Origin of the sequence: Solirubrobacter deserti, from assembly GCF_027587175.1 — a bacterium.
In the GTDB taxonomy this organism is placed as follows: Bacteria; Actinomycetota; Thermoleophilia; order Solirubrobacterales; family Solirubrobacteraceae; genus Solirubrobacter; species Solirubrobacter deserti.
In genome coordinates this window covers 29,135-41,141 of sequence record NZ_JAPCID010000020.1, presented here as the reverse complement: position 1 = coordinate 41,141, position 12,007 = coordinate 29,135, and the positions used below count along the sequence as shown (strand labels likewise).

The window sequence follows — 12,007 nt, the reverse complement described above, 5'->3', positions numbered from 1 at the left end:
CGTGCTGCGGCGCGATCGCGAGTCCGAACGGCAACTGCGGGACCTGAAGGCCGAGCTCGGGGCCGCGCGCGAGCGGCTCTCCCGGCTCGATGAGGCCGAGGAGCAGGCGCAGATCGCGCTCGAGCTCTACGACGGGATCGCACGCTCGCTGCACGCGATCGCCGCCGAGGCCGCGAACGGCGAGCAGCCCGCGATCACGCGGCTGACCGACGAGGCGCTGGGTGAGCTCGACCGGCTGCGCGGGATGCTGCGCGGCGGCGCCGACGAGGAGACCGAGCGCAGCCTGATGGCGGTGGCCGCGCTGGTCGACCGGGCGCGAGACGGGGGGATGCCGGTCACGCTGCACGTCGAGGGCACGCCGCGCCGGATTCCCGCCAGCGTCGACCAGGCGGCGTTTCGCATCGTCCAGGAGGCGCTGCGCAACGTGCACCGGCACGCACAGGGCGAGCCCGCGAGCGTGCGCGTGAGCTGGCGCGAGGACGAGCTCGGCGTCGCGGTGCGCAACACCGGCCCTTCGGCCGAGGACGCGCGCGGACTGGCGATCATCGGTGAGCGGGTCCGCTTTCACGGCGGTGAGCTGGCCGCCGGCGCGCCCGCGAGCGGCGGCTACGAGGTCGTCGCGCGCCTGCCCCTCTAGTTCGTTTCGTCACAAATGGGGCCGGGTATCTCGGGCCCCCATGAACAGTCTTGCCGAGCCCGGCTGGGAGGCCCTGGCTCGCGACCCGGAGTTCCGTGCGCTGGTGGCGAGCCGGAGGCGGTTCGTCGCGATCGGCACGGCGATCTACACCGGGTACCTGATCGCGTTCCTGGCGCTGCTGGGCTACGCGAAGGACTTCATGGCGAACGAGATCGGCGGGATCTCGCTGGCGCTCTGGGGTGGGCTGAGCATCTGCGCGCTCACCGTCCTGATGGCGTGGCTGTACGCCCGCCGCGCCGGTGAGTGGGAACGCATGGCCCAGCGGGTCGCGGAGCGGGCGTGACCGGCGAGTTCAACACGCTGGCGGTCGCGGTCTTCGGCTGCGTGCTGGCCGTGACGCTGCTGATCACGCGCTGGGCGGCCAAGCGCACGCACAGCGCGACCGAGTTCTACGCCGCGGGCCGCGGCGTCCGCGGCGCGCAGAACGGCATCGCGACCGCGGGCGACTACCTGTCGGCCTCGACGTTCCTCGGCTACGCGGGCCTGATGTACCTGTACGGCTTCGACGGCTGGATCATCGGCCTCGGCGCCTGCCTGTCGTTCCTGCCGGTGCTCTACCTGCTGGCCGAGCGCATGCGCAACGCGGGCAAGTTCACGGTCGCCGACGTGCTCGCGTTCCGCCTTAAGGCCCGCCCGGTGCGGATCGCGACCGCGATCAACACGCTGCTGATCTCCGGCATCTACCTCGTCGCGCAGCTCGTGGGCGCGGGCGCCGTGATCGAGGCGCTCGCGGGCATCTCGTTCCCGGTCGCCGTGCTCATCTGCGGCGTGTTCATGGTCGTCTACGTCGTCTTCGGCGGCATGCTGGCCACCACCTGGGTGCAGATCGTCAAGGCCGTGATGCTGATGATCGCGGGCACGATCGTCGCCGTCGCGGTGCTGGCGAAATTCAACTTCAACCCGGGCGCGCTGCTCGACGGCGCGGCCGCCAACCACCCGGACGGCGACGCGATCAAGGGCCCGGGGACGTACCTGACGTCGCCGATCCTGATCATCTCCACCGGCCTGACGATCTTCATCGGCACCGCCGGCCTGCCGCACATCCTGATGCGCTTCTTCACCGTGCCGGACTCCAAGGCCGCGCGCACGTCGGTGCTCTACACGATCGGCATCATCGCCACGTTCACGGCGATGGTCACGATCATCGGCTTCGGCGCCCGCGCGCTGCTCGGCCAGGGCGCGACGGAAGCCGTCGGCCCGGGCGGGAACCTCGCCGCGCCGCTGCTGGCGGCCGATCTGGGCGGCGGACTCGGCACCACGGGCGGCGACATCGCACTCGCGCTGTTCTCCGCCGCCGCCTTCGCGACGATCCTCGCCGTCGTCGCCGGCCTGGTGATCGCGTCGGCGGGCGCGATCGCCCATGACCTGTGGCGCAACGTGCTGGGTCGCGGCTCCGAGGAGTCCGAGCGCAAGGTCGCGCGGATCGCGTCGATCGGCGTCGGCGTGGCCGCGATCGCCGGCACGCTCGCGATCGGCTCCGGCTTCAACGTCACCGTGCTCGTGAGCATGGCGTTCGTGTTCGCCGCGAGTGCGAACTTCCCGCCGCTGCTGCTGGCGCTGTTGTGGCGGCGCTTCAACACCGCCGGTGCGCTGACCGGCATCACCTTCGGCATCGTCGCCTCCGTGGTGATGATCGTGCTCAGCCCGCCGGTGTGGCCCGGCCCGGACTCGCAGGGCTCACCTTCGCCCCTGACGTTCCCAGGCCTGGTCACGATCCCGATCGGGTTCCTCGGCTGCTGGCTGGGCACCGTGCTCAGCCGCCGAGAGGAGACGACGGACGCCACCTACGACGAGCTGCTCGTGCGTTCGGAGACCGGCATCGGCTCCGAGGGAGGACCGGAACCCAGCCGGTCAGGCCGCTTCGAGCGCCAGCCGGCCCCCGTGGAAGTCCGCTGAGTCGCCTCCGCGTGCACGGTGGGGGCTCCCGCCGTGCACGCGTGCCGAGGCCTACCGCTTGCGCCTGCGCCGGAGCAGGCGGCTCGCCGGCCCTCTGGGCGCGACCCCGCCGACGCGGTCCACCGTCTCGCGCAGGGCTTGCAGCGCCGCCGGCGAGTCGGCTTCCAGGTGCCACTCGGCGTCCCCTTCGGCGCCCCAGCGGACCGTCGCGTACTCGTGCGGGCCGTAGAAGCGGTAGATCACGAGCGCCTCGGTGGCGGTCACCGGGCCCGGCTTGAGGCGGCCCGCGAGCCACTCCAGGCCCGCCTCGCCCGGTATCGGGCCCTTGGCGCCGAGATGCTGGCCCTTCAGGCGCCCGGCGGCGGCGAGGTCGAAGACGAAGTTCGAGTACGACAGGGACACGCGGCCCTCCTCGTCGTACACGGGCGGGTCGTCGCCCTCGTCGCGCCGGACGTAGAAGCCGGGCGCCACGCGCACCCGGTCGCGGGTCTCCGCCAGGCCCTCGAGCGGCCACTCGGCCACGGCCGCGGGAACGTCCGCCTGGACGGCCTCGGGGGCGGCGCCGAGCATGTCGCGCGCCGCCGCGTGGAAGCTATTCCCCTCGGGCACGCCGCGCGGCGAGCAGCGCCCCGCCGTGCGCGCCGCCCAGGTCGCCGAGCTCGGCGAGCATGATCGCGGGCGGCGTGTCGTCGACGAACAGGTGCGGGATCATGGCCTTGCGGATGCGCTCCACCCACGGCTCGCCGAGCCGGATGCCGAGCCCGCCACCGATCACGACCGCCTCCGGGTCGAGCAGGTTCACCGCGGACGCGACGCCCGCGCCGAGCGCCTCGACGGCGTCCTCGAGCAGCTCGAGCGCCATCTGGTCGTCGCGCGCCAGGGCCCGTTCCCAGATGCCGGAGGACAGGCGGTCGCGGCCGCGCTCCTCCATGATCTCGAACAGGACCGTCTTCTCCTTCTGCTCCACGCGCCGGCGCGCGCGGGCCTCCATCGCGCCCCGGCCGGCGTAGGCCTCCATGCAGCCCCGCCGCCCGCAGCCGCAGACGGCGCCGTTGATGCGCACGACCATGTGGCCGATCTCGCCGGCGGTCTTGCGGCCCACCCACGGCTTGCCCTCGAGGATCAGCCCGCCGCCGACGCCCGTGCCCCAGAACACGCCGAGCAGCGTGTCGAACTCCTTCGCCGCGCCGATCTGGAACTCCGCGTCGGTCGCGAGGTCCACGTCGTTGCCGAGGCTGACGGGCGCGTTGAGCTCCTTCTCCAGCGCCTTGCGCAGGTTGAAGCTGCCGGACCACTCGCTCAGGTTCATCGCGCCCGAGACGGTGCCCTTCACGTCATCCACGCTGCCGGGCGAGCCGACGCCGACCCCGGCCAGGTCGGAGGTGGGGAGCCCGGCCTCTTCCAGCGACTCGATCAGCACGGCGGCCATGCGCGCGGCGATCGCCTTCGGGCCACCCTTCAGCGGCGTCTGATCGCGCTTGGCGCCGAGGACCGTATTGTCGGCGCCCTCGTCCACGACCGCGGCCTGGATCTTGGTTCCGCCGAGGTCGATCCCTCCGTAGATGGCCATGACCCGCAGCTTAAACATCGCTTTCGAGGTGTGGAGCCACGACCGGTGGTCGATTCCGCTGCCGGACGGCCACAAGTTCCCAATCTCGAAGTACACGCTGCTGCGCGAGCGGGTGCAGGACCGCGTGATCGTGCGGGAGAGCGATGCGGTGTCGTGGGAGACGCTCGCGCTCGTCCATGAACAGGACTTACTGGACCGGATCCGGACTGGTCAGATGTCGATCCGCGAGCAGCGCGGGCTCGGGCTGCCCTGGAGTGAGACGCTGGTGGAGCGCGGCCGGCGGTCGGTCGGGGGAACGATGGCCGCGGCCCGGCGGGCGCTCGAGCACGGCGTCGGGATGAACCTCGGTGGCGGCACCCACCACGCGGGCCGCGACTTCGCCCGCGGCTACTGCCTGTTCAACGACGTCGCGGTGACGCTCGCCCGCCTACGTGAGGAGGGCGCCGTCCGCAGCGCGGTCGTGGTCGACTGCGACGTGCACCAGGGCGACGGCACCGCGCAGATCCTCGGACAAGATCCTGACGCGTTCACGCTCTCGCTGCACGGCGCGCGCAATTACCCGTTCCAGCGCATCCCGTCCGACCTCGACGTCGACCTGCCGAGCGGCACCGGCGACGACGACTACCTGGCCGAGCTCGATCGCGCGCTGGACGTCGCGCTGTCGGGTGCGTACGACATCGCGTTCTACCTGGCGGGCGCCGATCCGTGGGAGGGCGACCGCCTCGGCCGCCTGTCGCTGACCAAGCCCGGCCTGCGCGCGCGGGACGAGCTCGTGCTCACGCGCCTGCGCGGCATTCCGACCGTCGTCGTGCTTGCCGGCGGCTACGCGCCGGACCCCAACGACACCGTCGACATCAACGCCGCCACGCTCGACTGCGTCCTGGCACTAAGGTGAAGGGTCTCCGGGGGCGTAGTGATAATGGGAGCACGTGGCCTTTGCACGGCCAAGGTAGGGGTTCGATTCCCCTCGCCTCCACTCAGGGAGCCGCCCACGCCACGGCCGTGACGCCCGCGGCGGTGCGGCAGGTGACCTCGATGGCCGGATTGTCCTGGCCGCGATGGATCACCCAGTCGCACACGCTCCCGTCGGCGAGCGTCGCCGCGTCGCGCTCCTGCGCCGGGCCTTCCATGTCGACCCTCGGCATCGGCGTCCATGCGGCGATCGCGGCGTAGGCGCTCTCGCAGTCACCGCCCGCGACGATGATGTTGCGGATGAATCCGCCGGGGCCTTCGAACGGCGAGCCGTCGGGGTTCAGCCCGTCCGGGCACGCCGTGAAGCCGTCGAAGCGCTCGGCGGCGGGCCGCTCGAAGTCCGCGTGGCAGAGCAGCCACGCGCCCAGGCTGCCGCGCTCGGCGCGGTCCTGCGCGGCGAGCAGGCGCTGCGAGCGCGTGTAGTCGCCGTAGCCCGCCGCGGCCCAGCCCGACGCGATCAGTTCGCGCCCGAGGTCCGTGCCCGTGTGCCCGGCGTCCAGGTATGCGCGCAGCCGGCCCTGAAGGTCCCGCACCGGCTTGACCTTGACGTCGGTGCGCACGTCGACGAGCGGGCCGACCTCTCGCGCGTTCGTGGGCGCGAGGTCGACGAGGCCGTCACCGTCGCTGTCGCGCGCCTCGGTGCCGAACGCGAGGTCCAGCGTGGCCGCGAGCGCTTCCTTGTGCCCGCACCGCCCGGCCGCCGGCGGTGTGAGCCCGATCAGCCGCACCGTCTCGCGGCGCCTGAGTCCGCTCGACCGCCCGGTGCGGGCGATCTCCACCGCATAGACGCCGGGAGCGGGCGCGTCGACGATCTGAGCCCGGCCGACCAGCGGCTTGGCCTTGGCCCGCTTCTTCGCCTTCGGCTTCGGCTTCGGCCGGGCGGGCTTCGACGGCCGGCTCGGCTCCTTCGGCCGGCTTGGCTGGCCGGGCTTCAAGCACGGACAGGGCAGCGCCTCGCAGTACAAGCCGTCCCCATCGGCGTCAAGCGTGTCCGCGGCACGCTGCGCGGCGGCCTGGGTCTCATAGTCCGAGCACGTCGCGGCGGACGCCGGCGCTGCGAACAGCAGCGCGCACACCACGGCGGCCGCCAGCGCAGCCGCATTCCCGATCACCTTCACCGTCCTGCCTCCTTGCAGCTTCGTTCCTGGTTCCGCGCCGTCGAGCGCAGAGGCCGGAAAGGTAGTCCGGCACCGGCTCAGCCGGAACAGGTGCGAGGTTCGGCGCCGTCAGCTTCACTTTCCCACCACTTCGGACCGCGCTCGCCGAGCGCGACCTTGGCGGCGTGGACCCGGTCGCGGGCCGCGCGTTCGGCCGGCTCGTCGCCGCGGCGCTTGGCCCAGCCCACCGCGCTGCGCGCGCTCATCAGCTCGCTGACGAGCTCCTGGCGACGCTCCTCGGGCAGCGACGGGTCCGAGCGGCGCCAGCGGCGGCCGTCGATCACGATCCAGCGTTCGTCGTCTTCGGCCGGCACGGTTCCGGGCTACCCTGGACGTCGCTGCTGCCACGCCTGCGCGGCGTGGACTTCACCTGATCCGTCGCCGGATACCGCCCGCGTCCGGCTGATCCCTCGTTCTCAGTGGAAGGCAGCGATGGAGCTCCTCGCGAACCCGCACGGCTTGCCCGCCGTGCTCATGTCGGGGCCTGGCGTCCCGATCGAACCCAAGGCCGTCCGGCAGGCGCTGGCGGGCCGTGTTCTTCGAGGGCGCGCGTGACCTGCGGCTGCGGCCGCAGGACCGGCTGGCCGTGCTCGAACATGGGCTGGTCGCGCTGCTCGACGCCCCGCACGTGAGCGGCGGGGCGGGCGGCTGGGCGCCGGTCGCGGACGAGCTGGCGCGCCATGTCGAGCGCGCGCACGGCGGGGCGGGATGGACGCCGGCGGCGTCGACGACGCGCTGGCCGCCTGGGCGCGCCGGACGGGCGAGCGCGACAGCCAGCTCGGCTCGCTCGGCGGCGGCCACCACTTCTGCGAGCTCCAGCGTGTCGCCGAGCTGTGCGACGGCCCGACCGCGTGGGCCTGGGGCCTGCGTCGCGGCGCGCTCGCGGTGATGGTCCACGCGGGCTCGCTCGGTTTCGGCCACGTGGCCCGCTCCCGCGGCGGCACGGAGCCGTTCCTCCGCGCCGGGCCGGAACAGGACGCCTACGTCCGCGCGCAGCACAACGCCGCCAACCTCGCGTTCGCGAACCGGCTCGCCCTGACCGCGATGGCGGTGGGCGCGGTCGCCCACGAGCTGGGCTCCCCGCCGCGTTGGGTGACCGTCGGCGACGCGCCGCACAACCTGATCTGGCGCGAGGGCGACATCTGGCGCCACCGCAAGGGTGCGTGCCCGGCACTGCTCGGCAAGCCCGTGCTGATCCCGGGCTCGATGGGCGACTCGTCCTGGGTGCTCGCGGGCACGGGGGCCGAGGCGGCGCTCGCCTCCACGAGCCACGCCGCCGGCCGGGTCCTCGCCCGCGGCCGCGCGGCCCGCACGCGCGACGACCAGGCCGACGCCCGCCTGCGCGTCGTCACGCCGGTCGACCCGCTGCGCGTCCGCCGCGACGTCCGCAACGAGCACGCCCGCCGCGTCCGCGAGGAGGCACCGCGCGCCTACAAGCCGATCGGCCCGGTGGTCGACGCCGTGGTGGCGGCCGGCGCGGCGCGCCGGGTCGCGCGGCTGGAGCCACTCCTCACCGTGAAGGGCTAAGACACCTTGCGCACGCGCGGGGTGCGGTCGGGCGCCATCCAGAAGACCTCGTAGTGCGTGGCGACGACGTCGGAGGCGCCCCCGCGGGTGAGGACGACGGGGCGCTTGCGGTCCTCAGCCCAGGCGCGCAGGACGCCGCGGCGGTCGACCGCCGCCAGCAGCGAGAACGTCGCGGCGATCGGGCCGCCGGCGCTGGGCAGCTCGTGGTGGGGACCGTGGTTGGCGTCCAGGTAGCCCGCGAAGCCGGGGCGGGTGTACGCGATCGCGGCGCCGCCCAGGTGCTGGAACTCACGGGCGTCGCCGATCGGCGTGACGCGCTTGTTGAAGCAGGCATGCACCGACTTGCCCTTGCGGGTGACCACGATCCGGCGGTAGCGGACGAGCAGGTTCGCGCCCGTGCGCGGCGTGCAGTTGGTCATCTTGCGGGCCCGCAGCGGCTTGGCCCGCGGCGGCGCGGGCTCGTCCGGCACGTTGAGCAGCGCCGTACGCGGGCCGGACGGCGTCAGCCAGTACAGCCGCCGACCCTGGAAGACGAGCTCGAGCTCCTCGGAGACCGGCGTCGGGTCGATCACCTCCGTGCGGCCGTCCCCGTGGCGCAGGACGATGCCCTGCGGGCCGGCGTCGACGCCCCAGCGGCCCGTGGCGGGCTGGCCCGTGAGGGCGTCGTAGGTGTCGCTGCCGAGGTACTCGATCGACGAGTCGTCGGAGTCGTAGCCCTTCTCGCGCACCAGCGTGATCCAGCGGTCGCCCCACACGTGGCCGAAGTCGAGCCGCGCCTCAGGGCCGTCCCCGCGGTCGCGGTAGACGTGCTCGGTGTTGGTCGGGCGCACGCAGGACGCCCAGCCCTCCCCGTCGGCCCACACCTGCAGGACGGGCGAGTCGTACCAGACGTTCGCGGCTGGAGCGGTGCGGCACGCGGCGGACGCGGAGGCGGGCAGCACGACGAGGATGAGGAGCGTGAGGAGGGCGGCACGGAGCATGCACGGCAGTCTCCCGGCCGGCGCTCACCGTCTCGATGCGGACACCTCGCCCACCGACAGGCGGCAAACCGCCACAGGACACCGAATGTTCACCTGACGCGCCCGTTCGCGGGCAAATGTCCCGCCCGCCAACGATTCGAGTGGGGGGCGAATGTCAAGAGAAGGGCTGTCGCGACGGCGGTTCATCGCGGTCGCGGGCGCGACCGGCGGTGCCGCGGTGGCATCGCAGTGGCCGTTTGCGCGGGCGCGCACCGCGCCGCCGCGCTTCGTGGGGTACCCGTTCACGCTGGGGGTCGCGTCGGGCGACCCCACGCCGGACGGCGTCGTGCTGTGGACGCGCCTGGCGCCGGCGCCGCTGAGCCCCGACGGGGGCATGCCGGCCAAGCCGTACCCGGTGCAGTGGGAAGTGGCCAAGGACGAGGCGTTCACGAACGTCGTCGCCCGCGGCGAGGAGATCGCGGTGCCGGGCGAGGCGCACTCCGTGCACGCCGAGCCGGCCGGGCTCGAGCCCGGCTACGAGTACTTCTACCGCTTCAAGGCCAACGGGGAGATCAGCCCGACGGGCCGCACCAAGACGGCGCCGGCGACGGCCGCCAGCGTCGCCGGGCTGGCGTTCGCGTTCGCGTCCTGCCAGCAGTACGAGCACGGCTACTACACGGCCTACAAGCACATGGCCAACGAGGACCTGGATCTGGTGATCCACCTCGGCGACTACATCTACGAGTACGACACGAACTCCTACCAGGTGTCCGGCAACACCAACGTGCGCGGCAACTCCAACCACGAGATCGTGGACCTCGGGCACTACCGCGAGCGTCACGCGCAGTACAAGAGCGACCCGGACCTGCAGGCCGCGCACGCGGCGTTCCCGTGGCTGGTGACCTGGGACGACCATGAGGTCGACAACAACTGGGCGGACGACATCCCGGAGGACGGGCTGCCGCTCGAGCACTTCGCGCGCCGCCGGCGCAACGCGTTCCGCGCCTACTGGGAGCACATGCCGCTGCGCAAGGCCACGCGCCCGGTCGGCAAGGACATGCAGCTGTTCCGCCGCGCCGCCTACGGCAACCTGGCGTCGTTCCACGTGCTGGACACGCGCCAGTTCCGCTCCGACCAGGCGTGCGGCGACGGCACGCGTGCGGGCTGCGACGACCGCAACAACCCGGCGCGCACGCTCACCGGCGCCCAGCAGGAGCAGTGGCTCTACAACGGCCTGGAGACCTCCCCGGCCAAGTGGCAGGTGATCGCACAGCAGGTGTTCATGGCCCAGCGCGACGCCACCAACGGTCCCGGCGAGAGCTACAGCATGGACGGCTGGGACGGCTACACCGTGTCCCGCGACAAGCTGCTCGACTTCATCGAGACGCGCGAGATCGACAACCCGATCGTGATCACGGGCGACGTCCACCAGAACTGGGCGAACGACCTGCTCGCGGACTTCAGCAACCCGCAGTCGAAGATCCTCGGCTCCGAGTTCGTCGGCACCTCGATCTCCACCACGGGCGACGGCAACGACAACGTCAACACGGCGACGATGGCCGAGAACCCCTGGATCAAGTACAACAACCAGCGCCGCGGCTACGTGCGGGTGCAGCTGGACCAGAACGTCTGCCGCACCGACTACCGCACCCTGCAGTACGTCAAGCGGCCCGGCTCACCGATCACCACGCACAAGTCGTTCGTCGTGGAAGCGGGCAACCCCGGCCTCAAGGACGCGTGATGAAGTTCGCCATCGCACTCGCGGCGGCTGCCATCGCCGTCGTCTTCGCCATCCGGGCCGACGCGGTCGAGGAGGCCCCGGACGCCGCCCTGCAGCTCGTCGAGATCGAGCAGCAGACGCCGTACCTGGAGTCCTACAACTCCACCATCGCGGTCGGCAACACGACCCAGTCGATCATCCGCCGCCAGGGCAACTCGGGCGGCGTCGTGTTCTCCAGCCAGGCGTACGCCCAGTTCGAGAACCACAACGCGGACGGCAGCCGCGCGACGTTCCCGGTCGAGGTCGAGGAAGGCGCGCTCTACGGCATCTCGATCCAGTTCGTGAAGGCCCCGACGCACGGCATCGTGCAGGTCGCCGTGGACGGCCGCCCGCTCGGCCAGCCGGTCGACCTCTACGCGCCCGCGCTCCAGCGCGCTGAACCGGTGAACGTGGGCACGCTCGCGCTGGCCGAGGGCAAGCACACGTTCACGTTCACGGTGACGGCCAAGAACGAGGCGGCGACGAACTACTTCGCCGGCATCGACCTCGTGATCCTCGACACCCAAGCCGCCGTCCAGCCGACGCCGACGGCGGTGGCCACGGCGGAGGTCGGCGGCGAGGTGCCGCCGACGCTCTCGCTCACCCTCGACGGCACCGTCGGATTCGACGCCTTCCAGCCGGGGGTGGCGCGCGAGTACACGGCCAGCACCGACGCCAAAGTCACCTCCACCGCCGGCGACGCCATGCTGAGCATCGCCGACACCGGCGCGAACCCGGGCCACCTCGTCAACGGCGCCTACTCGCTCCAGCAGCCGCTGCACGCCCGCGCCGGGAACAGCGGGGACTTCTTCCCGCTGCGCGCCGCACCGCTGCGGCTATACGCCTACAGCGCCCCGGTCTCCGGCCACTCGGTGCCGCTGCAGTTCCGGCAGGCGATCGGCGGGAACGAGCCGCTTCGCACGGGGCGCTACGCCAAGACGCTGACGTTCACGCTGACGACCACGAACCCGTAACGCTCGGATGATCGGGGTGGGCATGCCCCACCCCGATCACTTGTCCCAGTCGAAGTCGCGCGGCGGCTTCTGCTCGAACCACAGGCGGTCGTGCTCGGGCGTCTCCTGGAGGAACTCCGGGGTCTCCTCGAGCACGTCGTCCTCGCCCTGTGCGCCGGCCGGGCGTGACTGCAGCGCCTCGTCGGCCGGGACCTCGTCGCGCTCGTCGGCGAGCCACGGGTCCTCTTCCTGGCCGATCTCCGACTCGTTGAGCGAGACCGCCGCGGGCGGCTCCTCGTTCATCGGCGGCTGCGGCTCCTCGGCGGCGGCCACAGGCTCCTGCGCCGGCTCAGCCTCCTGCTCCGGCTTCTGGGCGAACTCGTTGCGCATGCCGGGCCCCAGCGCCTCGCGCTCCTGGCGTGCGAGGTCCTCCGGATCTGCTCCGTGCTTGCGCTTGAGCTCGAGATGCTCGCGGATGGCGTCGTCGAGAAGTCCCATAAGGCGCCGCTCCCTTCAC

13 protein-coding genes and 1 tRNA gene are annotated in these 12,007 nt (G+C 72.4%); 8 read left to right on the top strand and 6 right to left on the bottom strand.

Going from position 1 to position 12,007, the window contains the following annotated elements:
- Window position 1 precedes the first annotated feature (1 nt).
- The 3 genes from OJ962_RS15635 to OJ962_RS15625 are packed head-to-tail and all read left to right on the top strand — an operon-like array spanning window position 2 to window position 2,593.
- A complete protein-coding gene (locus OJ962_RS15635; protein WP_202954464.1) occupies window positions 2–637 on the top strand; it encodes a sensor histidine kinase in 636 nt (211 codons plus the stop codon).
- 40 nt (window positions 638–677) lie between these two features.
- Entirely contained in the window at window positions 678–980 is a 303-nt protein-coding gene (locus OJ962_RS15630; RefSeq protein WP_202954465.1) for a DUF485 domain-containing protein, read from the top strand.
- Window positions 977–2,593 (top strand): solute symporter family protein, encoded by a 1,617-nt coding sequence (locus tag OJ962_RS15625; RefSeq protein ID WP_202954466.1) that lies wholly within the window; start codon window positions 977–979, stop codon window positions 2,591–2,593. Before OJ962_RS15630 ends, OJ962_RS15625 begins: the two co-directional genes overlap by 4 nt.
- A 51-nt stretch (window positions 2,594–2,644) precedes the next feature.
- On the opposite strand, the gene OJ962_RS15620 is transcribed toward OJ962_RS15625, so the two are convergent.
- Together OJ962_RS15620 and OJ962_RS15615 are read right to left on the bottom strand one after the other, a co-directional pair.
- Complete coding sequence (locus OJ962_RS15620; RefSeq protein ID WP_202954467.1) at window positions 2,645–3,202, bottom strand: hypothetical protein; 558 nt, start codon at window positions 3,200–3,202, stop codon at window positions 2,645–2,647.
- Complete coding sequence (locus OJ962_RS15615) at window positions 3,186–4,163, bottom strand: ROK family protein (RefSeq protein ID WP_202954468.1); 978 nt, start codon at window positions 4,161–4,163, stop codon at window positions 3,186–3,188. The genes OJ962_RS15620 and OJ962_RS15615 overlap by 17 nt, the downstream gene beginning before the upstream one ends.
- Here OJ962_RS15615 and OJ962_RS15610 point away from each other — a divergent pair.
- Together OJ962_RS15610 and OJ962_RS15605 are read left to right on the top strand one after the other, a co-directional pair.
- Window positions 4,156–5,058, top strand: coding sequence for a histone deacetylase family protein (locus OJ962_RS15610; RefSeq protein WP_270006454.1), 903 nt, complete (start codon window positions 4,156–4,158; stop codon window positions 5,056–5,058). The genes OJ962_RS15615 and OJ962_RS15610 overlap by 8 nt on opposite strands.
- Window positions 5,059–5,067: 9 nt before the next feature.
- Window positions 5,068–5,139 (top strand) — tRNA-Ala (locus OJ962_RS15605).
- A 1-nt stretch (window position 5,140) separates the two neighbouring features.
- On the opposite strand, the gene OJ962_RS15600 is transcribed toward OJ962_RS15605, so the two are convergent.
- Both OJ962_RS15600 and OJ962_RS15595 read right to left on the bottom strand, forming a co-directional pair.
- On the bottom strand, window positions 5,141–6,253 hold the full coding sequence (locus tag OJ962_RS15600) for a thermonuclease family protein (RefSeq protein ID WP_202954470.1): 1,113 nt from the start codon (window positions 6,251–6,253) through the stop codon (window positions 5,141–5,143).
- Between the two features lie 77 nt (window positions 6,254–6,330).
- Entirely contained in the window at window positions 6,331–6,606 is a 276-nt protein-coding gene (locus OJ962_RS15595) for a hypothetical protein (RefSeq protein WP_202954471.1), read from the bottom strand.
- Window positions 6,607–7,000: 394 nt separating this feature from the next.
- Here OJ962_RS15595 and OJ962_RS15590 point away from each other — a divergent pair, with 394 nt between their 5' ends.
- Window positions 7,001–7,819: an RtcB family protein gene (locus OJ962_RS15590; RefSeq protein ID WP_202954472.1), complete on the top strand. Its 819-nt coding sequence runs from the start codon at window positions 7,001–7,003 to the stop codon at window positions 7,817–7,819.
- Here OJ962_RS15590 and OJ962_RS15585 read toward each other — a convergent pair.
- Window positions 7,816–8,799 (bottom strand): hypothetical protein, encoded by a 984-nt coding sequence (locus OJ962_RS15585; protein WP_202954473.1) that lies wholly within the window; start codon window positions 8,797–8,799, stop codon window positions 7,816–7,818. The genes OJ962_RS15590 and OJ962_RS15585 overlap by 4 nt on opposite strands.
- Window positions 8,800–8,950: 151 nt before the next feature.
- Here OJ962_RS15585 and OJ962_RS15580 point away from each other — a divergent pair, with 151 nt between their 5' ends.
- Complete coding sequence (locus OJ962_RS15580; protein ID WP_202954474.1) at window positions 8,951–10,519, top strand: alkaline phosphatase D family protein; 1,569 nt, start codon at window positions 8,951–8,953, stop codon at window positions 10,517–10,519.
- Complete coding sequence (locus OJ962_RS15575; RefSeq protein WP_202954475.1) at window positions 10,519–11,511, top strand: carbohydrate-binding protein; 993 nt, start codon at window positions 10,519–10,521, stop codon at window positions 11,509–11,511. Before OJ962_RS15580 ends, OJ962_RS15575 begins: the two co-directional genes overlap by 1 nt.
- Before the next feature lie 36 nt (window positions 11,512–11,547).
- Here the strand turns inward: OJ962_RS15575 and OJ962_RS15570 are convergent, their stop codons facing one another.
- Window positions 11,548–11,988 carry a hypothetical protein gene (locus OJ962_RS15570; protein ID WP_202954476.1) on the bottom strand — a complete coding sequence of 147 codons (441 nt, stop codon included), beginning with the start codon at window positions 11,986–11,988 and terminating at the stop codon, window positions 11,548–11,550.
- Window positions 11,989–12,007 lie beyond the last annotated feature (19 nt).